Annotated in this window: 33 protein-coding genes and 1 other annotated feature; of the genes, 4 read left to right on the top strand and 29 right to left on the bottom strand. The window is 38.5% G+C overall.

What is annotated here, in order from left to right; translation table 11 throughout:
* Positions 1 to 139: 139 nt before the first annotated feature.
* The 24 genes from rpmF to FFM59_RS05360 all read right to left on the bottom strand — a co-directional run bounded on the left by rpmF (position 140) and on the right by FFM59_RS05360 (position 18,830).
* Positions 140 to 316, bottom strand: a complete 177-nt coding sequence (gene rpmF, locus FFM59_RS05245; RefSeq protein WP_137602002.1) for a 50S ribosomal protein L32 — start codon at positions 314 to 316, stop codon at positions 140 to 142.
* A gap of 49 nt (positions 317 to 365) precedes the next feature.
* The gene (locus FFM59_RS05250; RefSeq protein WP_137602003.1) at positions 366 to 926 is read right to left on the bottom strand and encodes a YceD family protein; all 561 of its coding nucleotides are present in this window, start codon (positions 924 to 926) and stop codon (positions 366 to 368) included.
* 80 nt (positions 927 to 1,006) lie between these two features.
* A complete protein-coding gene (locus FFM59_RS05255) occupies positions 1,007 to 2,140 on the bottom strand; it encodes a nucleotidyltransferase (protein WP_137602004.1) in 1,134 nt (377 codons plus the stop codon).
* A gap of 9 nt (positions 2,141 to 2,149) precedes the next feature.
* Positions 2,150 to 2,887, bottom strand: coding sequence for a class I SAM-dependent DNA methyltransferase (locus tag FFM59_RS05260; protein ID WP_137602005.1), 738 nt, complete (start codon positions 2,885 to 2,887; stop codon positions 2,150 to 2,152).
* Between the two features lie 2 nt (positions 2,888 to 2,889).
* Entirely contained in the window at positions 2,890 to 3,246 is a 357-nt protein-coding gene (rsfS, locus tag FFM59_RS05265; protein ID WP_137602006.1) for a ribosome silencing factor, read from the bottom strand.
* A gap of 11 nt (positions 3,247 to 3,257) precedes the next feature.
* Positions 3,258 to 3,854, bottom strand: a complete 597-nt coding sequence (yqeK, locus tag FFM59_RS05270) for a bis(5'-nucleosyl)-tetraphosphatase (symmetrical) YqeK (protein ID WP_137602007.1) — start codon at positions 3,852 to 3,854, stop codon at positions 3,258 to 3,260.
* Entirely contained in the window at positions 3,847 to 4,488 is a 642-nt protein-coding gene (locus FFM59_RS05275) for a nicotinate-nucleotide adenylyltransferase (protein ID WP_371858080.1), read from the bottom strand. Before FFM59_RS05275 ends, yqeK begins: the two co-directional genes overlap by 8 nt.
* Before the next feature lie 5 nt (positions 4,489 to 4,493).
* A complete protein-coding gene (gene yhbY, locus FFM59_RS05280; RefSeq protein WP_137602009.1) occupies positions 4,494 to 4,805 on the bottom strand; it encodes a ribosome assembly RNA-binding protein YhbY in 312 nt (103 codons plus the stop codon).
* A 16-nt stretch (positions 4,806 to 4,821) separates the two neighbouring features.
* Positions 4,822 to 5,955 (bottom strand): ribosome biogenesis GTPase YqeH, encoded by a 1,134-nt coding sequence (yqeH, locus tag FFM59_RS05285; RefSeq protein WP_137602010.1) that lies wholly within the window; start codon positions 5,953 to 5,955, stop codon positions 4,822 to 4,824.
* Positions 5,948 to 6,478, bottom strand: coding sequence for a YqeG family HAD IIIA-type phosphatase (locus tag FFM59_RS05290; protein WP_137602011.1), 531 nt, complete (start codon positions 6,476 to 6,478; stop codon positions 5,948 to 5,950). Before FFM59_RS05290 ends, yqeH begins: the two co-directional genes overlap by 8 nt.
* A 154-nt stretch (positions 6,479 to 6,632) precedes the next feature.
* Positions 6,633 to 6,986 carry a 50S ribosomal protein L20 gene (rplT, locus tag FFM59_RS05295; RefSeq protein WP_137602012.1) on the bottom strand — a complete coding sequence of 118 codons (354 nt, stop codon included), beginning with the start codon at positions 6,984 to 6,986 and terminating at the stop codon, positions 6,633 to 6,635.
* A 29-nt stretch (positions 6,987 to 7,015) separates the two neighbouring features.
* Positions 7,016 to 7,210: a 50S ribosomal protein L35 gene (rpmI, locus tag FFM59_RS05300; RefSeq protein WP_137602013.1), complete on the bottom strand. Its 195-nt coding sequence runs from the start codon at positions 7,208 to 7,210 to the stop codon at positions 7,016 to 7,018.
* Positions 7,211 to 7,227: 17 nt separating this feature from the next.
* On the bottom strand, positions 7,228 to 7,731 hold the full coding sequence (gene infC / locus FFM59_RS05305) for a translation initiation factor IF-3 (protein WP_137602034.1): 504 nt from the start codon (positions 7,729 to 7,731) through the stop codon (positions 7,228 to 7,230).
* A gap of 47 nt (positions 7,732 to 7,778) precedes the next feature.
* Positions 7,779 to 7,905, bottom strand: a sequence feature (ribosomal protein L20 leader region).
* A gap of 215 nt (positions 7,906 to 8,120) precedes the next feature.
* Positions 8,121 to 9,050, bottom strand: coding sequence for a primosomal protein DnaI (gene dnaI, locus FFM59_RS05310; protein WP_137602014.1), 930 nt, complete (start codon positions 9,048 to 9,050; stop codon positions 8,121 to 8,123).
* Positions 9,051 to 9,052: 2 nt separating this feature from the next.
* Complete coding sequence (locus FFM59_RS05315; RefSeq protein ID WP_137602015.1) at positions 9,053 to 10,405, bottom strand: DnaD domain protein; 1,353 nt, start codon at positions 10,403 to 10,405, stop codon at positions 9,053 to 9,055.
* Positions 10,406 to 10,426: 21 nt separating this feature from the next.
* Positions 10,427 to 10,876: a transcriptional regulator NrdR gene (gene nrdR, locus FFM59_RS05320; RefSeq protein ID WP_137602016.1), complete on the bottom strand. Its 450-nt coding sequence runs from the start codon at positions 10,874 to 10,876 to the stop codon at positions 10,427 to 10,429.
* A 5-nt stretch (positions 10,877 to 10,881) separates the two neighbouring features.
* Complete coding sequence (coaE, locus tag FFM59_RS05325; RefSeq protein WP_137602017.1) at positions 10,882 to 11,493, bottom strand: dephospho-CoA kinase; 612 nt, start codon at positions 11,491 to 11,493, stop codon at positions 10,882 to 10,884.
* A 2-nt stretch (positions 11,494 to 11,495) separates the two neighbouring features.
* The gene (mutM, locus tag FFM59_RS05330) at positions 11,496 to 12,329 is read right to left on the bottom strand and encodes a DNA-formamidopyrimidine glycosylase (RefSeq protein ID WP_137602018.1); all 834 of its coding nucleotides are present in this window, start codon (positions 12,327 to 12,329) and stop codon (positions 11,496 to 11,498) included.
* 26 nt (positions 12,330 to 12,355) lie between these two features.
* A complete protein-coding gene (gene polA, locus FFM59_RS05335; RefSeq protein ID WP_137602019.1) occupies positions 12,356 to 15,016 on the bottom strand; it encodes a DNA polymerase I in 2,661 nt (886 codons plus the stop codon).
* An 87-nt stretch (positions 15,017 to 15,103) separates the two neighbouring features.
* On the bottom strand, positions 15,104 to 15,823 hold the full coding sequence (locus tag FFM59_RS05340; RefSeq protein WP_137602020.1) for a Bax inhibitor-1/YccA family protein: 720 nt from the start codon (positions 15,821 to 15,823) through the stop codon (positions 15,104 to 15,106).
* A 214-nt stretch (positions 15,824 to 16,037) separates the two neighbouring features.
* Positions 16,038 to 17,369: a UDP-N-acetylmuramate--L-alanine ligase gene (gene murC, locus FFM59_RS05345; RefSeq protein ID WP_137602021.1), complete on the bottom strand. Its 1,332-nt coding sequence runs from the start codon at positions 17,367 to 17,369 to the stop codon at positions 16,038 to 16,040.
* A 25-nt stretch (positions 17,370 to 17,394) separates the two neighbouring features.
* Positions 17,395 to 17,775: a hypothetical protein gene (locus tag FFM59_RS05350; RefSeq protein WP_137602022.1), complete on the bottom strand. Its 381-nt coding sequence runs from the start codon at positions 17,773 to 17,775 to the stop codon at positions 17,395 to 17,397.
* Between the two features lie 32 nt (positions 17,776 to 17,807).
* Positions 17,808 to 18,446: a YtpR family tRNA-binding protein gene (ytpR, locus tag FFM59_RS05355; protein ID WP_137602023.1), complete on the bottom strand. Its 639-nt coding sequence runs from the start codon at positions 18,444 to 18,446 to the stop codon at positions 17,808 to 17,810.
* Between the two features lie 66 nt (positions 18,447 to 18,512).
* Positions 18,513 to 18,830 (bottom strand): thioredoxin family protein, encoded by a 318-nt coding sequence (locus tag FFM59_RS05360; protein ID WP_137602024.1) that lies wholly within the window; start codon positions 18,828 to 18,830, stop codon positions 18,513 to 18,515.
* 145 nt (positions 18,831 to 18,975) lie between these two features.
* On the opposite strand from FFM59_RS05360, the gene FFM59_RS05365 reads away from it, so the two are divergent.
* Positions 18,976 to 19,305, top strand: a complete 330-nt coding sequence (locus FFM59_RS05365; protein WP_137602025.1) for a PepSY domain-containing protein — start codon at positions 18,976 to 18,978, stop codon at positions 19,303 to 19,305.
* 370 nt (positions 19,306 to 19,675) lie between these two features.
* Here the strand turns inward: FFM59_RS05365 and trmB are convergent, their stop codons facing one another.
* From trmB to FFM59_RS05380, 3 genes are read right to left on the bottom strand one after another with little or no spacing between them, the layout of a single operon-like run.
* Complete coding sequence (gene trmB, locus FFM59_RS05370; RefSeq protein WP_137602026.1) at positions 19,676 to 20,329, bottom strand: tRNA (guanosine(46)-N7)-methyltransferase TrmB; 654 nt, start codon at positions 20,327 to 20,329, stop codon at positions 19,676 to 19,678.
* Positions 20,330 to 20,341: 12 nt separating this feature from the next.
* Positions 20,342 to 21,553: an ABC transporter permease gene (locus FFM59_RS05375; protein WP_170175943.1), complete on the bottom strand. Its 1,212-nt coding sequence runs from the start codon at positions 21,551 to 21,553 to the stop codon at positions 20,342 to 20,344.
* Positions 21,546 to 22,283 carry an ABC transporter ATP-binding protein gene (locus FFM59_RS05380; protein WP_137602028.1) on the bottom strand — a complete coding sequence of 246 codons (738 nt, stop codon included), beginning with the start codon at positions 22,281 to 22,283 and terminating at the stop codon, positions 21,546 to 21,548. The genes FFM59_RS05375 and FFM59_RS05380 overlap by 8 nt, the downstream gene beginning before the upstream one ends.
* A 132-nt stretch (positions 22,284 to 22,415) precedes the next feature.
* On the opposite strand from FFM59_RS05380, the gene FFM59_RS05385 reads away from it, so the two are divergent.
* The 3 genes from FFM59_RS05385 (at position 22,416) to FFM59_RS05395 (ending at position 24,251) form a co-directional block, all read left to right on the top strand.
* Entirely contained in the window at positions 22,416 to 22,841 is a 426-nt protein-coding gene (locus FFM59_RS05385) for an HIT family protein (protein ID WP_137602029.1), read from the top strand.
* A 4-nt stretch (positions 22,842 to 22,845) separates the two neighbouring features.
* A complete protein-coding gene (locus FFM59_RS05390; RefSeq protein ID WP_137602030.1) occupies positions 22,846 to 23,094 on the top strand; it encodes a hypothetical protein in 249 nt (82 codons plus the stop codon).
* Between the two features lie 182 nt (positions 23,095 to 23,276).
* Complete coding sequence (locus tag FFM59_RS05395) at positions 23,277 to 24,251, top strand: peptidylprolyl isomerase (protein ID WP_137602031.1); 975 nt, start codon at positions 23,277 to 23,279, stop codon at positions 24,249 to 24,251.
* Between the two features lie 119 nt (positions 24,252 to 24,370).
* Here FFM59_RS05395 and FFM59_RS05400 read toward each other — a convergent pair whose 3' ends face one another.
* Positions 24,371 to 24,979 carry a LysR family transcriptional regulator substrate-binding protein gene (locus tag FFM59_RS05400; RefSeq protein WP_137602032.1) on the bottom strand — a complete coding sequence of 203 codons (609 nt, stop codon included), beginning with the start codon at positions 24,977 to 24,979 and terminating at the stop codon, positions 24,371 to 24,373.
* Entirely contained in the window at positions 24,934 to 25,254 is a 321-nt protein-coding gene (locus FFM59_RS05405; protein WP_137602033.1) for a LysR family transcriptional regulator, read from the bottom strand. Before FFM59_RS05405 ends, FFM59_RS05400 begins: the two co-directional genes overlap by 46 nt.
* Positions 25,255 to 25,521 lie beyond the last annotated feature (267 nt).

Genomic DNA, 25,521 nt, shown 5'->3' on the forward strand with positions numbered 1-25,521 from the left:
GATTGTAAAATAAAAGAACATCCCGAAGGATGTTCCAATATCTGGGTCACCAATACCAGTTGACGAAGACCCAAAAAAAGAAACATTCAGGTCCGGCACCTTGAATGTTTCTTTTGATAATGCGATTTAAAAATTTGAATTACTTAACGTTGATAACTTGCTTACCGTCGTAAAAACCACAACTTGGGCAAACAACGTGTGACTTACGTAATTCTCCACAGTTTGGACATGGTGCCAAACCAGGAACTGAAAGTTTAATGTGTCCGCGACGCATTGCCTTCTTAGTCTTTGATGTCTTTCTTGCTGGAACTGCCATTTCTTGCCACCTCCTTAATAAAATTTATCCACATTAATGTGTTTGTCTGCTAATCATTTTCGTTATCCTGATCAGGAAGTAATTCTTTTAATTTAGCGAGACGTGGATCAACAGTGTTAGATTTCGACCCTTTATCGATGTATTCTTCTTCAGAAACAACTTCCCAACCAGTACCGGTTGGCATATCATCCCCGTCTTCAGATTCATCTTCGGCCAAAACACGTAATGGAATTGCTAGTAACAGATTTTCTCCTACTGCCTCGTCAAGATCAATTTTTTGATCTTCATCCAACACGAGTGCCGCTTCATCAGCTTCATAATTCTCCAAATGTGCAGCATCACTCAAATAAAATTCAGTGATTTCTACTTCAGTTGGTAGCTGAACCGGCTTTAATGAACGACTAGATGGGACCGTCAAGGTTGTTTTAACCTTCAACGTTAACATCACATCTCCATCTTTAAACGAAACATAACCATCGACCATGACTGGTGCAACGGCCAGAACTTGATCTGGGAATCGTTCAGTTAGCATCTCATTCAGGTCTAACTGTTCTTTCACATGGAGTGGTTCATTTTTGTATCGTTGTAGTTCGTTTAATGACCATTTCATCAGTAGACCCTCCTAACGCAACAAATTACATTATACTAGCGACAAAATTGAATGTCAATGTAATTTGCTTGACAGCACAACTATTTCATAATTATCGGGCTTTTCTTTAGATCTTGTGCTGCTCCAGTCATTTGTTCAATGAATTTACCAGCACGATAATCTAAATTCAACGCCCCTTGTTTCAAATCTCGATCCACTTTAGTAACTAACGGGATAGTTAAATCCTTTTTCACAGAGTGAAGATATTCCTGCCCACGCTCGTTGAAGCCTAACACCCGCAAATATGGCAGCTGAGCGGCCTGTTTCATCTCAGTATCGGTGATTTGCAGCAAAGTGTATAAACATAAGCGAGATAGACGAGAATAAGTGTAACGCTTAGATTTAATCTGACTCATAAACTCATCAAAAGTAGCAGCATTTTCAGCGATTTCTTTAAATTTGTGCTCCAGGCCTTCAGACATTTGGTAAATACCCTGGAGAAAGTCAATCGATGCTTGATTAATCAAGTATCTCAAGTATGGATAACACATATTCCAATCGACGACTGCTTTACTTTGAAACAAATCAATCGCCGTTTGCTCCGGCACGCTTTCCCGATAATCTAACTGATTAAACACGGCATGCCGAATCGCACTGGCGCTAGCAATCTGCGAACTAATTCGTTGATCATGGTATGAATTTGAAACCCGTTCAATGGCCGTCAGTTTGATGGACGAATTCATTTGCTGCACTGCTTTATGATAGCAATACGCCAAAATGTCATTCGGTTCCGTCAACTCAATCCCCGTTTGTTGCTTTAACTGTTGGTTAAAGCGGGTCGCATAGGTGCCGTTATACTGGCTAAACTCTTCACTATCGAATTGTTCTTCTGCCTGCACTAATTGGTTAAAATCAATTTCTGGGTGTTCAGAACCAAAAACTAGCTCCGAAATCTGCAACTGATTTAACAAAGTTAACGCCCCTTGGGCAAATAAATGGGCCGGCTGCACTGCATAAAAAATCGGCAATTCAATCACCAAATCTACACCACTAACCAAGGCCTCGTTTGCCCGGGTCCATTTATCCAGAATCGCAGCTTCACCACGTTGCGTGAAGTTACCACTCATCACCGCAACCACTACATCAGCACCACTGACTTGTTTCGCCATGTTTAAATGATGTAAGTGGCCGTTATGAAACGGATTATATTCAGTTACTAAGCCCACTGCTTTCATGAGATTCTCCTACTTTTCGCAAATAAAGAACCATCTCGTCGTCTGATCATCTACTTCATGTTGACCAAAGTCAGCACTCACCGTAATCTGTTTGAACCCTGCGCGGTCAAGGGCATCTAAGTACTCATCCATTTCATAAGTCCGCTCATGATGCATTTCACTTACGCGTTGATAACTACCATCCTCATTCTCATTAAAGAATGATAAATCATGAATGACTGAGTGTGGCTGGTCCTCATTTTCAAAACTCGCCCACATGAAAAAACGTGAGGAGTCTTCATTTTCAAAGTTATACATGTAGCCAGGATACACTTCATCCGTTTGATACGGTGAAATCACATCAAAAATGAACTTACCACCTTCATTTAAATGGCTAATCGCTTGGTGGAATACTTGCTCCAACTCAGTAATGTCTTTTAAATAACACAGTGAATCGGCAAAACAAGTAATTACATCAAATTGATCAAAACCATCTAAATCGAGCATATTAGCTTGAATCAAGGGTACCTGCACTTTAGCATCTTCGATATGTTGGTCTGCCAGACTCAACATTTCTTCAGATAAATCCGTGACGGTTACGTCATAATTTTTCTTCGCTAACAAGACCGCCAATCGGCCAGCGCCACCAGCTAAATCCAAAATTTTATCATCTTGAGCGACGTTCTTTTGCACGAACTTTGCCCAATCAAGATACATTTGTTCATCAAATAATTCATCATAAAATTGAGCAAACGTCGAGTAAATCATAACTAAGCCTCAACCCAGTCATTCACGTTGACGATTGGTGCATCTGACCATAATTTTTCTAGGTTGTAGTACTCACGTTGATCCTTTTGGAAGACGTGAGCCACAACATCACCTAAGTCAACAAGGACCCAGTTACCAGTTTGCTTACCTTCAACCCGTTTGACTTCAATACCCGCTTTACGAGCATCTTCAACGATTGCATCCGCAATGGCTTGCACTTGACGCTTTGAGTTAGCATTGGTGATCAAGAAGTAGTCGGCCATAAAGCTGACACCCTGGACATCCAAGGCAACGATATCTTCAGCACGTTTGCTATCAGCTGCTTTCACAGCAATTTCTAAAATATCTTTTGTATTCATTTAAATTCCTTTCACTTTGCGACCCAGGCATTGTATGTATCAATCGCACTGGGATAAACATTCTTATTTCGTTCAATTAAATATTGGATTGTGCGTTTAATTTGATATTGCACACCATCGCGTAAATTATTAAAAGTTAACGCGCGGGCTTTATCAACCCCATCAAACGTGCGACCTTCTTCAATATAATCAGCCATAAAGATGATTTGTTCCAGCGTCGACATTTCTGGATTACCAGTTGTATGGTGCCGAACTGCATTTAAGATATCTTCATCCCAAATACCTAATTCATCTTTAATTAATTCAGCGCCAACTACCCCATGCCAAATGGCATTGTTAGCCGACAATAGTTCTGGATCCAATTGCTTGGCGTGAATCTCCTCAATAAAATCTTGATCAGGTCGTTGCTTGGCGTAATCATGGGTTAATGCCGCAATACTCGTTTTTTCTAAGTCAAAATGATTTATTTCGGCTAACTTTAAGGCCATTTTTTCAACCCGTAAAATATGTTCAAAGCGAGACTCTGACACCGCTGCTTTGACGAGTTCAATTAACTCTTCACGACTATAATTAATAATCTTATGTTCATATGACAATGAACTACTCATATAAATGGTGCTCCTTTATTATGGTTTCAACTGCCGCAGGTACCAAGTATCTAATCGATAACCCACTTTTCACTCGGTTGCGAATATCCGTTGAACTAATATCTAATAAAGGTGAATCCACCCACAAGACCGAGTATTTACTATCTACAATAAAGCCAGGGCGTTGCACACCAACAAACGTGACTAACTTGGCAAGTTCATCAATCCGATGCCAAGTTGGCAAATCTGCCACCATGTCCGCTCCAACAATAAAGTAAAAGTCATAAATCGGGTACTTTTCTTTTAAAAAGGTAATTGTGTCATACGTATAACTCACGCCACCACGTTCAACCTCCGCTAATTCAACGCGAAAATGGGGATTATCCGCAATGGCAGCTTCAACCATTTCCACGCGTAAATCGGCGTTAATTGCTGTCTTACTATCAACATGAGGTGGCACTTCATCTGGAATAAACCAGACTTCGTCCAAACCTAACGCCGTGTAGACTTGATCAGCCACAATTAAATGGCTGGTATGAATTGGATTAAACGTTCCACCATATAACCCAATGCGTTTCCGTTCTGGATTGATTTGTTGGTCTAATTCGACCTCAGTGGTGGTTTGATAAGCTAAATTACTCTGCAAACTTAACACTCCTCTTAAATTGCAGCAACCTCTTCAGAAATTTTACGAAGATCCTTATCTGCAGATACTTTGAATAATACCATCACGCGACCAATTGTTTGAACCACTTGAATATCGGTATTACTTTCAATAAATTCTTTGGTTTCGTCGACGGTTGCATCAGAATTTTGTAAGATACTAACCTTAATTAATTCTCGTTTATCAAGCGCTCCGCTCAATTGATCCAACCAAGTTTCGGTCAGACCATTTTTACCAACACTAAACATTGGTCTTAAATCATGCGCCGTTGCGCGTAAGAAACGCTTTTGTTTACCTCTTAATTGCATTTATATACCTTCATCCTTAAATCATTGCTTTACGAACGAGTACTGAAACACCAACTGGTGCCCAGCCGGCCACAGTTGTGCCAGCTGGAACAGTTACCCATCCAAGTCCTTCAATTACTAAATCACTCTTTTGGTCAATATGGAATTCATGTCGTTCTAATTCTGGGAAATCGTCTTTATCATCAGCAGTTGGTGGAGTTAACAATCCACCCATATGCTTTTCATAAAAGGCATCTGCATTTTCTAACTTGGTACGATGTAAATTAAGATTATTATCAAAATAAGCTACCACACCAGACCGTGGTCCCTTGACGTAATCAAACCGGGCAACCCCACCCAAGAAAATAGTCTGTTGATCATTTAGCTGGAAGGTCCGTGGTTTAATTTCCTTTTGAGGAGCCACCAACTTTAATGCCTGAGCAGACAGCACGTGAGCCATTTGTTCTGCATGAATAATACCGGGAGTATCGACTAACTCATGCCCATCATCTAATGGGATTTGAATTTTATCTAACGTTGTGCCTGGGAAACGTGAAGTCGTGATTAATTCTTTCACGCCGGTCGTGCTTTTGATAATTTGGTTAATCAAAGTTGACTTGCCAACGTTAGTTACTCCAACAACATATACATCGCGGTTTTCACGATACTTATTGATTTTTTCGAGTAAGTCACTCACTTGATTGTTCTTTTTAGCAGATACCATGGCCACATCGATTGGGCGTAGACCACTGAGGTTGGCTTGCTGACGCATCCAATCCATTAACTTCGTACGTTTCAATGAACGAGGTAAAATATCTTCTTTATTTCCAACGAGCAAAATTGGATTGTCACCAACAAACCGGTGTAATCCTGGAATCAAGCTACCATTGAAATCAAAAATATCAATCACGTAAACGATTAACGCATCCGCATCACGAATTTGGTTCAATAAGCGCAAGAAATCATCATCAGTTAAAGAAACTGGTGCAATTTCATTATAGTGGCGCAAGCGGAAACAACGCTGACAATATAATTCGTCAGTTTCGAGTCCTTTTTTGATTGCTGATTCTGGGGTATAACCAATTCCAGCTGGGTCATCAGATTGGATTAAGGCACCACATCCAATACATCTTAACTCTTCATCTTCTATTTCTGTTAAAGCTTCAGTCATTCAAACTCTCCTGCCAACTTAATGTTGGATTTTCTTTTAGCATCTGTTTCATTACGTATTTTTCAAAGAAACGATTAATTTGGGTGTTCCATTGATCAGAATCAATGAGTGGTTTAACCAAAATACTATATACACCGGCTTGGTTAGAAGCCGCAATATCTGTTAAAAGTTGATCGCCAACCATCACAACCTCATGCGGTTTTAATTCAAGCTTTTTCATTGCACGATTAATACCCGTAGCTAAGGGTTTTAGTGCACGTGAAATAAATGGTAATTCTAACTTTGCCACGGCCCGTTCAATGCGATTATGGCTGTTATTTGAAACCACTAGCAATGGAATGTTTGCATCTTTTAAACTTTGCATCCACGCCTTTAATTCCGGCGTCCCATCAGGATTATTCCAAGCAATCAAAGTATTGTCGAGATCAGTAAACACTGCTCGAATACCATGACTCTTCAATTGTGATGGAGAAATTGAATAGATTGTATTAACCATCCAAGTTGGTTTAAATGCTTTCATCATAATTTGTAAGCTCCACTTATATAGTTCAATTTATTATACGATTATCCGTCAATACATGCAATTACAACGTTTTGTCGAAATATTGCTTAGTCAATATTTTAAACAAAATAAAAGACTGAACAAAATCTAGTTTTGCGTCAGTCTTTTGAAATAATTATTTGCTTGCAGCTTTAGCAGCATCAACAATTGCTGTAAATCCAGCAGCATCGTTAACAGCCAATTCAGCTAACATCTTACGGTTGATGTTAATATCTGCTAACTTCAAACCGTGCATTAATTTGCTGTAGCTAATACCATTGATACGTGCACCAGCATTAATACGTGCAATCCAAAGTTGACGATAATTGCGTTTGTTTTGCTTACGATCACGGAATGAATAAAGATATGACTTCATCACTTGATCTTTAGCAGTCTTAAAGAGACGGTGTTTTGAACCACGATATCCCTTGGCTAATTTAATAATACGTTTGCGACGTGCGCGTGTAACTGTTCCACCTTTAACTCGCATTGTGGTGTCCTCCTACTATCTTATTTATTTTATAGATTAAGCATTTTCTTGTAACGTTTTACGTTTGTGCTATCCATCATGCTAAGTCCACGTAATTGGCGACGTTGTTTCTTTGTCTTACCATGGAAACGGTGACTTGTATAAGCATTGGCACTCTTTAGTCCACCATTTGCAGTTTTCTTGAATCGCTTTGCAGCAGCGCGATTAGTCTTCATTTTTGGCATTACAAAATTCCTACTTTCTATTTTTTATCGGTAGCCGGAGCTAATGTTAAGAACATGCTGCGACCTTCCATCTTTGGATGTTGTTCAATAGTCGCAATATCCTTAGTTGCTTCAGCCATCTTATTTAAAACGTCACGACCAATCTCTTTATGAGTAATGGCACGACCTTTAAAACGAATTGATACTCGCACTTTATCACCCTTACCCAAGAACTTACGGGCATTGGTGAGTTTAGTGTTGAAGTCATTCGTATCGATTGTTGGGCTTAAACGGACTTCTTTAACTGAGACAATTTTTTGTTTCTTACGAGCCTCACGTTGCTTCTTCTGTAATTCAAAACGGTATTTACCGTAATCCATAATCCGAGCAACGGGTGGCTTTGCCTTAGGTGAAACTAAGACAAGATCCAAATCAGCATCTTCAGCCATTTTTAACGCTTCTGACTTAGACTTAACACCTAATTGATTACCTTCGTCATCAACGAGTCGTACTTCGCGAGCGCGAATTCCGTCATTGACCATCATATCTTGAGCTATGGCAACACACCTCCAATTTTTTTAGCGAAAGATGAAACAAAAAAGCGGCGTGCACATGCACCCCGCGACACAGTTAACTATCATTAACTGCTTATTAAAACTCGTAAGCCCGGCAATTAACATTACCAAGGCGAGAAGCGGGTGCTTCTGCTTTATCTTTCAACTTTAACATCATAACAAATCTAACTAGGTCATGTCAACATTATTCGATGAATTCGCTAAATCGATAGATATTAAACCAATGGTATTAGTTTACCACAAACAATCATCCCCTGCTAGCTTTGTGATTAATCAAACCATAATAGTGAATTAATCCAACAATATATAGATTCTTTGAATCAAGTATGACAGGAATCAGGCAATTTGATGCATTTTTAAGCTCTTGTCCGTCGATTTTCGCCGGTCAAGGTTACTTCTTTAGCTAAGAATCTAATTCGTTCCATAATCCGTTTGGCTTTTAATTGTTCGATGTCCCCGCGTTGATTCACAGCGAGATGCTCGTCTTCTAATTTCTTCATCGAAAAATTAGAACTGAAGAACGTAGGCAATTCCGCCTGCATCCGATATTCCAAGATAACCCCTAAAATATCATCGCGAATCCATGACGACATCGCGTCAGCACCAATATCATCAATCATTAAGATTGGTGATTTTTTAATGGTGTCGACCATTTTACCGGTATCAATGGTTTTATCATTAATTGAATTTTTAATTTCAACCGCTAAGCTTGGGAAATGAACCATGGTACTGGCCACCCCGTGTGTTGCAAGTTCATTGGCGATGGCTCCCAGTAAGTAGGTTTTGCCGACCCCAAAGTTGCCGTATAAGTACAACCCAGGTTGATATTGATCAGAATCAGAAGTATAACCTTCAATGAAATCCAAGGCTTCACGAATGGATTCAGCGCGTTGTGCATCGTTGATATCAAAGCTTTCAAAGCTTGCTGATTGGACAAACTTAGGCATGCTAATTGAATGCACTAACTTGCTACGATATTGCGAGTTTCTTTTGGCGGTTAACTTTTGTGACGGTTGATAGGTCACATCAATCCACTTACCGCTCATCACAAGTGCTGGCTCGTAGCCCGGGGCAAACGATGACTCTGGATTTTTTTTCTGCGTATAAAATTCATATAGTTTCGCCTCACCACGGACCAACGTTTCTTTCGAAAGTTTATCCTCGTTGGCTTTAATAAAACTACGAACATCTTCATCTTGATACACTTCTTGCATCAATGCTCGATATTTTGGATCAAAATCGTCCTCATTCATAATTTCTTTAATTGCATCACTAAGACTTTGCATCGCTACCCCTTCTTACTTTTATTTAGGCGCTCCATTTGCGCTTGGATGGCTGCCAATTCTTCCGCTGAAGTTTCTTTTTTCTTGGGTTGATAATCTTCCTTGGCCCAATCAGGTAAAGTTTCTTTAACTTGACCCTTGCGAGCTGGTTGCTTGCGAGTTTGCCGTTTCTTTTGATAAGTTTTAATTTGATCAAAGGCTTGGATTGGCGTGCGCACTTTAGCTTGTGCCCAACCATTCGCCACCGTATCCATCAAGGCCTGCGTTAACGTTGTTTGGTCCATTTCGACCAATAAATAATAGATTAACAGGTTAACGACGGTCGATGGAAATAAGTTTCGATTAATCAGCGCGGTTAAATTAGCCCGCTGGTTATTGGAAATGTAACCACCTTTTTCTTTTAATAAGTCTGTTAAGAACTCATTAGGCGTATAGGCCTCAACAACCTTGAGTAACTGTTGATCTTTCGGCGTTAACTGATTAGCATCCGCTTTAGTCACAGGTACTTCTTGTTGTTCAGGTTCCATCGTTTGAACTGGTTGCACCATCGTAAAAGCTTGTACAATATTACGTTTAAATTTGTTTTCATCTAACTCATTAGTATTTAAGTTAATCGACTGGCCCACCATTCTAGCCATCGTCATTTCATCAATCCCATACATTACGTGTTCGGTCATAATCAATTGTTGATGCTTTTCAACACCATCAATTCGAATTGGTTGTTGATCAACTAAATTAAGTAATAATTGAAAATCAAATTTACTATCGGCAATTTGAGGCTGTGCATTATCAGAAATCACAAACTTTTGCCGACTCTCTTGAATGACATCCGGTACTTGTTCAACTTCACTTTGCGCGACATGATATGAGCCAAAAAAGCTTTGAGTGGTTTGTTTTAAATCACGCGTATTCAATTGATATTGAGTTGCTTGATTGATCAAAGCGGTATAATCTGCATCCCCAATTGCTTCCAACAGTAACACACTCAATAAATCATCATTATTAAATTGATGGACCGTCAACGTGGGCTGCAATTCATACACCACTGCCTCACCAAGAGAATCAGTAGTTTCGAACGTTTTTAACATACCAGCAGATTCCAACCTGGCACGTGCTTCGGTTAATTGATCAATATCAAAGTTTAATCGATTTAATAATTTAGTATGGCCCACTCGCTTTGAAAGCATTGGGTGCGCCTCAACATTTGTTTGTAACGCAAAAAAAAGTGCAAACGCATTTGCACCAATAATTGGTTGATAGAGATTGGTAAAATTTTGTTCAGAAAAAGCACTAAAATCAGCTGCTAACGAAACGACGAAACCAGTATGTGGCTTAATTCTTTGAATTTGATTGACCACGACGGCTCCTCCAATCTAATTTTAGTCTTTCATAACTTTCTTTAATTCGGACATAAAATCATCCATATCTCTAAACTGCCGATAAACACTGGCAAAGCGAATATAGGCAATTTCATCTAAGTCTTTCAGTTCATTCATCACGAATTCACCAATGGCAGTACTGGACACTTCATTTTCACCTAAGCCGCGAACACTTGTCTCTACGCGACTGACTAAGGAGGTCATACTTTCCATGGTCACAGGCCGTTTTTCTGCAGACCGAACTACCCCGGCGAGAACTTTTTTACTGTTAAATTCTTCTCGGTCGCCATTTTTTTTGACGACTAATATCGGAGTTTCTTCGATGCGTTCAAAAGTCGTAAATCTGTAATTACAGTTTTCGCATTCTCGACGGCGTCTGATGCTGCCATCTTCGGTTGGTCGACTATCAACCACGCGCGAATTATTATTGCCGCAATTGGGACAATGCATGTTCGTCACTCCTCATTTCTAAACGATTGTTCTTCAAGCCATTTTACCACTTGACGCTTTGTTTCGGCAACATCCCCAGTATTATCAATCACCACATCAGCTAACTTAATTTTTTTAGCAATTGATATTTGCGAATCAATGCGCTGTTGAGCGGCAACTTGTGTTAATCCGTTGCGTTGCATCAAGCGATTTAATTGTTGTTCTTCAGTCGTACAAACGACCATCACCTGATCGACAACTGTCTCGTAATGTTGTTCATATAATAGCGGCATGTCTAACACCACTAAGGGAATTTGTTTGACCTTATAGGCAGCTAATTCATCAATAATGGCGACCCGAATTAATGGCGCTGTGATGTTGGTTAGCACCTTTAGCTCCGCTGGATTGCCAAAAACACGTTGGCCAAGATACCCGCGATTCATTGTCCCATCAGGATTTAAAACTTTCTCGCCAAAGTAAGCTGCAATCCGCTGTAAGCCTAAAGAATGCGGTTCAGTCACCTCACGGGCAACCAAATCAGCATCTATCACTGGAATATTTAATTCTCGAAAAAATGCACTGACAGTCGATTTACCGGTGGCAATACTACCTGTCAATCCCAGGACCATAGTCGTCATGCTTATTCCTCACTCAATTGTTGGCAATGAGGACAAAAAGTCGTCCCACGTTGCGCCACTTTAATCTTCACTAACTTGGTTCCACAGCGTTCGCAAGGTTCGCCAACGCGACCGTATGCATGTAACTCATTTTGAAAATCACCCGCATGACCAAACGCATTGGTATACGAGTGCACCGTAGTACCATGATGCTCAGTGGCAATCGCAATTTCATCGATGATGTTTTCGCGGAGGCGAGTAATCTGTTGGTCAGTTAAATTATTGGCATGTTCTTCCGGATGAATTTGACTCATCCATAAAACTTCGTCAACGTAAATGTTACCCAATCCAGCAACGCCTTTTTGATCTAGCAAAAATGGTTTAATCTCTCGACGTCCTTTGTGTACAATGTCTTTAAAATACTCAAGCGTAAAATCTTTGTCTGTCGGTTCAGGCCCAATCGTTTTCAACCCGGCATAGCTTAATTCTTCGCCTGTTTCGACTAACGTCATCCGACCAAATTTACGCGTATCGTTATAGCATAACTGCGTGTTGTCATCTAGATGGAAAACAACATGTGTATGTTTGCGAGGTACTTCGCCTTCCGGGATCCCGAAATACTTTCCTTCCATCCGTAAATGCGAAATCATAGTTAATTGATTACTGAAACGAAACAGTAAATATTTTCCACGGCGGTTAATATCTTCAATTGTTTGGCCAATTAAAGCTTCTTTAAACATTTCAACATCATTAGTGATTGTTTGTGGGTAGTGTACGTCGATACCAATAATCTTACGACCTTTGGCAATTTTGATTAAACCACGACGAACAGTTTCAACTTCTGGTAATTCAGGCATATTCTTCTCTCCCAAAGTGAACGAATTTATTTAGCTTCATACCAAGTTTTGCCATGGGCACTTTCAACTTTCAAAGGCACATCCAATGAGACTGCAGAGTCCATGACGCTTGGTACTAATTTTTCTAATGTAGCAATTTCTTCTGCTGGAGCTTCAAATACTAGTTCATCATGTATTTGTAGCAGCATCTTAGCTTGTAAGCCAGTATCCTTTAATGCGTCTTCCATCTTAATCATTGCGATTTTGATAATATCCGCAGCACTCCCTTGAATTGGTGTATTCATGGCAGTCCGTTCAGCAAATGAACGTAAGTTAAAGTTTTTCGCATGGATGTCTGGTAGATAACGACGACGGTTGGTCAATGTTTCAACATAGCCTTGCTTGTGGGCCAGTTCAACGATATCGTCAATGTATTGCTTTACCCCAGGGAATTCTTCAAAGTACGTATCGATAAACGCTTTAGCTTGCTTACGAGTAATTCCGATATTTTGTGCCAGACCGAAATCACTGATACCATACACAATACCAAAATTGACGGCTTTTGCTTGCCGACGTAAGTTACGATCAATTTCAACATCAGGACCTAATTTGAAAATTCGACGGGCAGTACTGGCATGAATATCTTCATCCTGGATGAACGCTTCTTGGAGATTCTTATCGCCAGTAATATGTGCCAAGACACGCAATTCAATTTGCGAATAATCGGATGAGAAAATCTCCCAACCTTCATGACTTGGTTCAAATGCTTGCCGAATTTTGCGGCCTTCTTCCAAACGAATTGGAATATTTTGCAAATTAGGATCAACTGATGATAACCGACCGGTTTGAGTTAAGGTTTGCAAATAACGAGTGTGGACTTTTTGATCTGTTGAATGAATCACCTTGAGTAAGCCTTCAATATAGGTCGATTGTAACTTCGAAATTTGACGATACTGCAGGACATTGTCCACAATTGGTGCATCTGGACGGAGCTTTTCTAAGACATCAACGGCCGTTGAATAACCAGTCTTAGTTTTCTTGACCACTGGTAAGCCCATTTTTTCAAATAGGATTTCACCCAGTTGCTTGGGTGAATTAATATTGAATTCTTCACCGGCTTCTTGATATATCAATTGTTCCATTTCACTGAGTCGCTCGATTAACTTACTTCCCATCGATTGCAACGTATCGGCATTCACATGAATACCACGAATTTCCATTTTCGCTAAGACATCAGAAAGTGGTAACTCAATTGTCCGGTAAAGGGCTGTTTGTTCATTCGTTTCCAATTCAGCAAACAGTTTTTCATGTAACGAATCAATGGCATGAGCTTTGCGAGCTAAATGTTCAAACAATTCTGTATCACCAGGAATCGCAAACTTCGCCCCTTTGCCATACACTTCTTCATCGGATTGTACATCCATGAAACCATGTTCATGTGCAACTTGTCCAAGGTCATCACTGTTATCATTCGTATCTAAAAGATATGAGGCCAACAATAAATCAAAATCTGGATTATTGAGCTGAATATTCAAGCGATTGAGCCCAACGGTCATCGCCTTGGCGTTAAAGACGTTCTTTTTAATTGTGGTACTTTCTAAAATAGCTTTTAATGCTGTAGATTGTAGTAGCTCGATGTCACGACTGACATACCACTTGCCTTGATTGCCGATGACAAAGCCAGCAAAGTCAGAGGTATGATAATTACTGTCTGGCATCTCTACGTACAACGTGATTTCATCATCAAATTGTGCCACTTCACTTAAATTGTCCTGAGTTAAGACCGTGAACTCAATCGCACTAATTTCAGGATCTAAATCGAGCGTCGTTTGTTCGCCATCTAATTTGGCTAGGTATGATTTAAAATTTAATTGCTGATACAGTTGGATTAAATCTTCTGTTTGAATTCCCTTAAATTCAATATCGGCTAACTTAATTTCCAAGGGTGCATCTTGATTGATTGTGGCCAATTTTTTTGCTTGATAAGCTAAATCCTTATCATCAATCAAATGTTCTTTCATCTTGCTGGCTTTAAATTCATCAATATGGTCATAGATACCCTCAATAGTGCCATATTGTTTCAAGAGCTTGATAGCGGTCTTTTCACCGACTTTAGTTACTCCAGGATAGTTATCTGAAGTATCGCCCATCAAGCCCTTCATGTCGATAATTTGGCCAGGTGTAAGTTCATATTTTTCCATCACGTGAGCTGGATCGTAATTTTCAACCTCAGTCACACCCTTTTTAGTGACCGAGACCGTCACATTGTCAGTCGACAATTGCGTTAAATCACGATCACCGGTAACAATCGTAGTTGAAAAGCCGGTGGTACCAGCCTCTTTAGCTAAAGTACCAATAATGTCGTCGGCTTCGTAGTTAGGCAGTTCATATGTCGCAATCCCATGGGCTTGAACTAACTTCTTAATGTACGGCATTTGTTCAGACAGTTCTGATGGTGTCTTTGAACGGCCACCCTTATAATCTGAAAACATTTCAGTTCTAAAGGTAGTTTTCCCAGCATCAAAAGCAACCAGCGCATAGTCAGGTTTAACCTCATCTAACACAATATCTAACATTTTATTGAACCCAAAAATCGCTCCGGTATGGAGACCATCTTGATTTACAAATTTATCCACCTGTTGAAACAGCGCAAAAAATGCGCGAAAGGCGACGCTATTTCCATCAATTAGTAATACTTTTTTTGACATTATTTTCTCCCGACTTTAACTTAATCTACTATCAATTGTAACAAAAAAAGCAGTCATCTGGCTGCTTTTTTGTTTGAAATCTAATTATTAGTCGCGACTGCCGCCCATTCCAAAGATTTGGAGCAAGCTGATAAAGATGTTAATGAAGTCTAAGTATAGTTGTAAGGCACCCATCACGGCTAACCCACCAACTGAAACTTGTGACCCATATTGTAGATACATCCGTTTCATATTTTGTGTATCGTAAGCAGTTAAAACGGTAAAGATGATAACTGCAATGTACGAAAAGATATAAGTGATTGCTGGACTTTGTAGGAACAAGTTAATCACACTAGCGATAATTAATGCAATCAATGCGGCACGCGCATGTGTTCCAAATTTGGTTAAGTCCCGTTTTGTAACAGCACCATAAGCCGTCATTGAGATAAAGACTGCCGAAGCTGATAAGAAGGCTGCAGCGATGTTGGCACTAGTATATGCCAGACTGATAATCGAGAATATAAATCCGTAAATTATCGCCATTGCCATCAGCATCGTAAAGCTAGCTGCATAATTGCGCGTTGCCTTAAAGCTAATTCCCATTGAAAGTCCAACTGGAACCAAGAATAGCAACCACATCATCGCACCATGTTGTGCTAAATATGTGGTAATGCTACTGGTGTAGAACGAACAGATAAAGGCAGTCACTGCTGAAACCAAGACTGACAGTGCCATGTGTCCGTACATTTTCGTCATAAATCGATTTAATCCGGCGTCGGCATTTACCACCCGCCTTGAATCAGAATAATCACCGTTAGGGTTGTTCATCTATCTCACTTCTCCTTTAAAATTACAAATTATTTTTTCTTCTGTAATGAACATCTTAGCTAACGCCACGGTTTTAATCAAGTAATTTATTCCGAATTAATCCATAATCAAAAAGCTAACAATCTCACTACAGGCTTATACATCAACATTGGTCAAATAAAAAAATGAGACTCACTATTTACGTGAAAATCTCATCTTAATATTTTCTTAATGATTAATTATTTTTAGGTGTAATATTGCTGAGTAATTCTTCATAAGCACGTTCATACTTTTGCACATCGCCTGCCCCCATAAAGACCACTACGTCATTATGGAAGTCTAATAATGGTGACATATTATCCAATTTGAGGATTTCTCCACCTTTGGTAATTTTTGCACCTAAATCAGCACTAGAGACTTTACCAGCGTCTTCGCGAACGGAGCCAAAAATATCAGTTAAGTAAACTTTATCAGCTAAATTCAAGCTGGCCGCAAAATCATCTAACAATGCCAATGTTCGGGTATACGTATGTGGTTGGAAAACTGCCACAATTTCTTTGTCTGGATATTTTTGACGGGCTGCATCCAATGTTGCTTGAATTTCAGATGGATGATGGGCATAGTCATCAATGATCACCATATCCGCAACATCACGTTCACTAAAGCGACGTTTAACCCCTTGGAATGAAAGCAATTCTTCCTTAATTTCATCTAAATCAATATCTTCAAAATGAGCAACACCAATCACGGCCAAACTGTTCAAAATATTGTGTTGACCGAATAATGAAATTGCAAAATTACCTAAGAATTCATCACGGTAGTACACATCAAAGGTTGAACCGTTAGTTGAGCGTTTGATATTAGTCGCACGGATGTCATCATTTTCTTCAGTACCGTAATAATAAACAGGTACATCAACTTTTAATTTACGTAAATGTTCATCCTCACCCCATGCAAAGATTCCTTTTTTAACATGACCAGCAAAGCCTTCGAATGCATCAAAGACGTCTTCAATACCACTATAATAATCGGGATGATCAAAATCGACGTTCGTCATAATAGCATAATCTGGACGATATTCGGCAAAATGGCGACGATATTCATCAGCTTCAAACACGAAGAAGCGTGCGTCAGGACGGCCTTTACCACTACCGTCTCCAACCAAATAACTCGTTGGTGCAACACCACTTAAGACATGTGCTAATAGACCAGATGTGCTGGTTTTACCATGCGCACCAGCGACACCAATACTTGTATAGCCTTCAATTAGTTGAGCTAAAAATTCGTGATAACGATATGTTTTTAAGCCTAAACTTTTGGCTTGTAAAATTTCAGGATGTGTTGCAGGAAAGGCGTTCCCAGCAATCACAGTTTGTCCTTCATGCAAATTTTTTGGATCAAAAGGATAAATTTTAATACCGGCTTGTTCCAAGCCACGTTGAGTAAAAGTATATTGATCAATATCTGACCCTTCTACTTGATACCCTTTGTCATGAAGTACCAATGCAAGTGCGCTCATGCCTGAGCCTTTAATCCCTACAAAGTAATATACTGTGTTCTTATCCATCCCGAGTTCCCTCTTTCAAAAGACTTTAATTATTCTGATTAAATATTTTTAACTTTTTTTGAGCCTGGTTCTCAGTCTCTAGAATATCGCTTAATGAGTGTCCTAGGGCCTGTTTGTTATCACGTTTAACGGTTTCTTTAACATTTGTTGCCGATTCTTCACGTGCCGATGTTACTTTTGAATCAGTTGATTCATCATCAACCACAATGTAATAATCTTCTGGGCGTTTGTATAAACGTCTTTCGAGCATTCTAAAATTAGTTTTGTTTTTGAATTTTTCTTTTTTCATTACGGGCGGTACATAAGTGCTCAAAAAATCACCCGACTTTGTTTCATAGCCAGTTTCTGAATTTTTGTTTTCATGATTAGCTCTTGAAAAAGATGGCCCATCATATTTGTCTGTCATCTTCATTTCACCTCATTACAAGAAAAAAGCGCCTACTGAAATAGTAGATCGCCCAACTTAAAATCAAATGGTTGTCCCACTTCTTGGAAGTCATTTGGTAAAATCAATGCACCTGGTTTCTGTGGTGCGTTTTTAATTTCTAACTCACGACCTGAACAAATCATACCATTGCTTGCCACACCGCGCAATTCGCCTGGGAAAATGATTAATCCACTTGGCATCATTGCTCCAACTTTAGCCACTACAACTCTAATATCATTAGCAATATTAGGTGAGCCTGAAACAATCTGCACTTCTTGATTGTTATCAACTCTGGTTTTAGTAATATGCAAGTGATCAGAATTTGGATGTTCTTCAAGAGATTCAACGTGGCCAACAACGAACTTAGGACTATCATCAAATTCAAGTTCTGCAGTAATCTCGTTATCACGCAAAACTTGATTTAATTTTTCCACTTGTTCTTGTGTTAAAAATACTTGACCATTAACTTCGATCTCACCCAATATTTGGCTGACATTCAAGAAATTAAAACCTAATACACGGTCATTTTCAACATCTTTGATAATTGCCACATTATTTTTGACTTCAGTCACTTGTTCCTCGCCGTCTTGATCAACCACAACGACTAGAATATCTCCCAAAACTTTCCGATTATAACTTGCTATTAACATTATTATTCCCTTTCTCACAAAAAAATGACGGTAGCCGCCATTTTGACTTACTTATTTGTTTAAATATTATAAAGCATTTACAAATTCTTCAACTTGTTCTTTAGTTTTACGGTCTTTGTTAACAAATCGTCCTTGTTCTTTGCCATCTTCGAAAGCAATGAAACTAGGGATTCCAAAGACATCTAATTCAACTGCTAAGTCGATATTTTCATCACGATCAACTGCCAAGAACTTGTATTCAGGGTATTCTGCCTCAATTTCAGGCATGCGAGGTTTAATAAAGTTACAGTCTGGGCACCAATCGGCACTAAAGAATAACATATATTTACCATCTGCAATTTGTGTTAAGAGTTTTTCTTTATCTACTTTAGGTAATTTTTCCATGATGAATCTCCCCTCTAATTACTGTCTAAGATATCATTATACAAGATTATTTTTTAAATTCACTACTTTTGCATTTTTTTCTTAAATCAGTCATAATCGAATGAGGTTTAAATCCTAACTATAAAAGTAAAGCGAGGCAATTATTATGACGAAATCAATTTCTCCAATTGAACGACTTGGAATAAATTTAGGCATCGCTGCCCTTGCTGCAACTAGTTACATTGCAGGCAAAAAAATTGCTGATAAGAATCTCTCAGCGACTGATATCCTTGGTAAAATCAAAAAACAATTTAAAAAAGAAGGTCCTATTGAAGGTTCCTGGATTGAAAGTACCCCTATTCATTTCCATAACTTTGCTTTTGAGACCTATGCCTATAAAGGCGGGATTTCTCGTTATGAAGACAACGACATTGTCACTTACGAATTTTTAACAGATGCCCAAACTGGTACTGTGCTTAAAATGAACCGAGTTTAGTACTCACATTCCTTTATTAATTCCTACTTGATACTTACTTCCGTTGTCGATTTAACTACGGCTCAATTCGACTAGTTAAAGTGGCACTGGTACTGTACTCAAAATGAACCAAGTATAGAAACATAATCTTTCGGATTTATTGCCAGGGAACGCGGTGGAGATTACTTTGATCCAAAAATGTCTCAAAGATAACTCTTATTATAACTGGTAAACCAGTAACAATAATTTCACCGCTGCTGGCAAATCCTTCAGGATTATTATTCGATCCATTATTAACGCAACACTAATCAATTCAATTATTGAATTACATTTAAAAAGACTAAGTTTAGTCCAAGCACACAAAAAGCCGATTTCAGCTGAAATCGACTTTTTATTTTTTCTGAAAACGGGCAGCTAATTTGTAGATTGGTTGACCTTTAGCACTAAACTTTTGTTCATATTCAGTCTCAACATTACCCTCGTTTTCGTCACTGTCATGTAAATCTAACCAAACACCTTCGAAAATCATACCGTAATTATTGAGACTCGTTAATGAAAATTCAAACAAGCCACGGTTGTCAGTTTTAAATTCAATTCGTCCTTCTGGGCGTAGAATTCGTTTGTACGTATCCAAGAACGTTTTATAAGTTAAGCGTCGTTTTTCATGACGCGTTTTGGGCCATGGATCAGAGAAATTTAAATATAACTGATCAATTTCACCATCATTGAAGTATTCGGTGAGGTCTTCACCATCCCCGGCAACTAAAAATAAATTAGTCAGTTGTTGTTCTTCTTCCAACGCAGCGCGTAATGCAACTGCGGCAACAGAAACTTGAACATCAATACCGATATAGTTGATATCTGGGTGTGCTTTAGCCATACCAATAATAAATTGGCCTTTCCCCATCCCCACTTCAATATGAATTGGTTGTTTCTTCGCAAACTTTTCATCCCAGTGACCACCAAAATTAGTTGCATCTGCGGTGATTAATTGTGGGTTCTTTTCAATCATTGGTAATGCCCACGGTTTGTTTCTAACTCTCATTGTTTTCCTCGCTTAAGCTTTTGATTGTATCCGACCCTTTAAATATACCGTAGAAAGTACTCCAACTTCAACTACTCCGAGCACAAATTTAATTCCCATCATCATCCAATCTGGTTTTTGGGTGATACTACCGACCAACAGACAGACTGTCACTACGACCAAGACCTTGGTTGCAATCAATCTAAATTCTGTTTGCTTTTCAGTTTCGGTGACTGGATAGATGTGAACAAAGACTGAATTATCAAATTGTCCATATAACGAAATCAACTGAACGCTCACTAAGTAAATAAACAATCCAAAAACGATGACGTTTAGCCAACCTTGCGGAATGAAAAAGACAATCAGCATCCCCACAATCGTCAATCTGGCAATTAGACCACTAATATCCGCCCCACGGACCAGTCCTCTTGAAAATAAATAACCATAGGTAGTTTTTTGATTACCAAGTAATTTTATAATCCAATCCAGGTACCGGCGACGATGAATCGTGCCTTGAACTGATGGAACGTCGGTAAACATATTGAAGAATCGGTAAATGCGTTGCATTCGGGTAGCTTCTTGATTAACCGCAGTACGCCAATCGAGTACATTACTTTTTTGCGTATTTGAAATTAAGTAAAATGACGATGCACCCACGATAATAGTAATTACTACTGTCATCACTGAGCTTAAATACAAGCCAATGACAATCAGCAACGCTGGATCAAGCCATTTAGCATTGAAATCGTAAGCACTCCGTTGCCACTTTCGGTCAAATAAAGCTACCACCGACCAATTCATCCAAATTAATTTAAGACCAATCATCGAGATTCCAAGCAAAATAATGGAAGTGGTATTCATGCCCACTCCGACAGCTAAAAATGGTGATAAAACCGCAAAACAGGTAATTGTAATTAATTCAGCCATGAGCAGGCTGTAGTTACGAGCATGATTCAAATAACGATTAATTTTCTTTGTTTGTGGTAGCAAAAAGACTGGATCAGGTTTTTCCACCAACGTAGCTAATCGACCGAGTTGAACAATCAGTAATAATACGACTAAAGCTAATGGTTTGCCCCACCAGACCGGTGATTTAATTTTGTCTAATGCTTGAGAGTAGCCATACGCTAACGCCCCAAACATGAAGAATAACGCGATTACAAAATGGTCATTAAACACCAATTTCCAATACTTAAATAGCATTGAAAAATGAGCTTGTAATCGAGTTTGAAATAATTTACTCATTATCATTTTCCTTTGCTAATGCTAAATAGATATCATCTAGTGTTTGATTTTCACCATGACTAAGTGCGCGCAACTCGTCTAACGTTCCATCGGCTTTGACCTGACCGTCAGCAAGCAGCACAAATTTATCACAATACTTTTCTGCAGTATCTAAGACGTGTGTTGACATCAACACGGCTGCCCCTGCTGCTTTAACTTTTTCAATTTCCAACAATAAATCATGGACCGCAATTGGATCCAAGCCATAGAATGGTTCGTCGACGATGAATAATTTGGCATCAGTCATAAAAGCACAGGTAATCATGACTTTTTGCTTCATCCCCTTGGAAAAATTGGCTGGGAACCATTCTAACTTATTGTCTAGTCGAAAAATATTTAGTAAATGGTTCGCCTTTGCCCAGGCGGCATCACTGTTTAGACCATAGGCGGTAATTGTCAATTCTAAGTGTTCTTTTAAAGTCAATTCGTCATATAAAATTGGTGTTTCTGGAATATAAGCAATCTGTGCTTTATATTTTTCAGCGTCATCCATGATGCTCGTGCCATCAATCGAAATCCGCCCTTTAAATGGCGTTAATAAACCAATAATATGATTAATAGTAGTCGATTTACCAGCCCCATTCAACCCGATTAATCCGACTAATTCACCATCATTCACATCAAAACTCACATCTTTTAAAACTGGAACTTGGGAGTAACCTCCCACAATATTTTCAACTCTTAAGGTCATGTTAAATCCTCTATTTATTCATTTTCTAATTTGGGTTCATTATAGCATATCAGCAAAATGCAGAAAAAGGTGCAGATAGTCGAAATATTTTGTATACTAAGCACAAACAAGCAATGGAAAGAAGGATTTATAATGGATGAAAATTGTATTTTCTGTAAAATTGTAGCTGGTGAAATTCCTAGTTATACGGTCTATGAAGATGACGTGGTGAAAGCTTTTCTTGATATTTCTCAAGGCACCCCTGGACACACGTTAGTGATTCCTAAAAAACATGTTCCCGATTTATTTGCCTATGATGAAGACCTAGCAAGTGCTGTTTTTTCACGGATTCCAAAGATTGCCCGTGCAGTCAAAGCTTCTAATCCCAACATTAAGGCTATGAACGTGATGAATAACAACGGTGAACTCGCTTATCAATCCGTCTTCCATTCACATTTTCATTTAGTACCTCGCTACACGGATGACAACTTTAAGATAATTTTCCAAGATAATTCCAAAAAATATAATGATGAAAGTTACACCAGGATTCAACAGTCAATCATTGATCATATGGAGTAAGCCTATGAAAAAAATATTCGCACCGTTTACAAGTTTCGTCAACGATATCAAGCAACTAGTGAAAGCTTCTACTAACCTCTCTAAGTCGTTACACAATTTAAATGACAAAATGGCAGAAGCCCAACCAACAATTGATTCCATCAACCAATCCGTGGAAGATTTCAATCATAAAAATGAAGTTCCTTTGAAACGGATTGCGGAAGCACAAGCAAGAATCGAAAAAGAAACGGAAAAATTTGGAACCCTTAAATAAACCTATCAAAGTCGACTTGGTTCGACTTTTTTAGTGGTAATTTATCCATTTAGATTATGAATAACTTATGAATTTTCTTTAAACTTTTCTCTGGATTCCAAACATAAATTGGTGAGTGTGGTATATTATCTAGGTGAGATTTTTTAGTATTACAATATAAAAGAAATGGATGTGTTTTCGAAATGAAAAAATGGCTTGCAATTTTAGCGGGACTTGTAATTATGATTCCGCTTGCTGCCTGTGGTAACAAAGCTGTTGCCACTACTAGCGGGGGTAAAATTACAGAAAGTGCTTATTACAGCAGCATGAAGAGTACTTCTAGTGGTAAACAAGTCCTCCAACAAATGATTTTAAACAAGGTTCTTGAAAAAGAATACGGCGATAACGTTAAAAAATCAGAAGTTACCAAAGAATATAATGCTTATAAAGCACAATATGGTTCATCATTTAGCAGTGTTCTTTCACAAAGTGGTATGACTGCTTCAAGTTTGAAAGAACAAATCCGTTCTAACTTACTTCTTAAAGAAGCTGTCAAAGATTACAGCAAGATCACTCAAGCTCAAATCGACAAGCAATGGAAGAAGTTTGAACCAGAAGTTACAACTGCTCACATCTTAGTATCAAGTAAAGATGACGCTCAATCTGTCATTGATGAATTAAATTCAGCTTCGTCAGATAAGAAATGGTCAACATTCAAGAAACTTGCCAAGAGCAAATCAACTGATACAACAACTGCAAGTACTGGTGGTAAATTATCAGCCTTTGATAACACTGACACTACTTTAGCAAGCGCATATCGTAAGGCCGCCTTCCAATTGAAGACTGGCGAATACAGTGCAGAACCTGTTAAAACAAGTGATGGTTATGAAGTTATCTACATGATCAAGCATCCAAACAAGGGTACTGAAAAATCAAATCGTGCTAAGTTGAAAGATCAAATTATCACTTCAAACATGAACAACAGCACTAAGTTACACAATGTTGTTTCAAAAGTCTTGAAGAAGGGTAATGTTTCAATTAAGGACAATGACTTGAAGAGCATTCTTGATGATTATCTAACATCATCATCTTCATCAAGCTCAACAAGTTCATCCACTTCATCAAGTTCTACTAGCTCATCAAGCAGCTCAGATTCATCAAGCTCAGCTAGCGAATAATTAGTTGAATAAATAAGTCGCGATTATAAAATCACGGCTTTTTTTTTTGGAAAAATGCTCAGTTGTTTGTATGGTTAAAATATTAGCACGAGTTGCAATTGCCCTATTCCAATTTGGAATTAATTAAATTTAGCATGTGTTTGAAAGAACTGTCCAATTTGTTCACTAGCTACAGAATGGTCATTTTTTCGACGTACAAAAGCCAAGCGACTAGTAACTTCAGGTATTAGTGGAATTTTGACGACTTGTGGATATTCCTTCAGATTAACAGTTTTGTCCATTACAATCGAAATTCCCATGCCTTTGTTAACTAACTCTAAAACTAAATCAATTCGGCGCCCTTCATAAATCACTTCAGGTGTAAATTCAGCTTGATTAATCAACTTCATAACTGGGTCGTATAGATTAGTTTCTTTGCCCAACATCAAAAAATTTTCTGCTTTCAGATCTTGCATTGTAACTGCAGTTTGACCAGCAAGCCGATGTTGCTTTGGTACCACCACGACAAATTTATCTTCTTCGCCACTAGCCACCTCAAACTCAGATTCATCCATATCAAAAATGCGCATAAACACAGCATCTGCACTACCATTTTGTAATGCCGGAATCAATTCATAGCTTTCTGCCTCAGATAAATGTAAGGTGATTTCTGGATGTGCTTGATGAAATTCACTAATTAATTCTAGAGCATGGTAATTAGAAATAGATGGAATTGTTTTAATAACCAAATCAAGTGAATGTTCCGTTTATGCTCACTGATTTTTTCGTACATTTCATCTTTTAACGCAACAATTTGTTTGGCATATTCTAAAACTAATTCGCCTTCATCTGTGATTTCAATCGTTCGGTGCTCACGACTAAATAATTTAATGCCCAATTCTTTTTCTAGCGACATTATTTGTTTCGAAATTGTTGCTTGTGTAGTAAATAAATGTTCAGCTGTTTCAGTATAACTATTGGTCTCAGTCAATTCGACGAATGCTTTTAGCTTTTGAATATCCATTATCTGTCCTCGATTATTATTAATAACCCCATTGTATCTGAAAATTTATTTAGGTGAAAATATCTTATTCCAATTTAGAATAAATTAACGTTAACATGTAAATAAACAAAAAAATCCATTCACAACAGCAAGTGAATGGATTTTGGTTCTACAATATTTGGTACTGATAGAGATTCACTTTGTGAATTTCTACTGGTGCCATTTTCTATTATCAAGTAAAATTGTACAAAAATAGAAGATAGCCTGACCCCTATCTAACGAAAGGAA

Origin of the sequence: Paucilactobacillus nenjiangensis (assembly GCF_005405445.1) — a bacterium.
Classification (GTDB): domain Bacteria; phylum Bacillota; class Bacilli; order Lactobacillales; family Lactobacillaceae; genus Paucilactobacillus; species Paucilactobacillus nenjiangensis.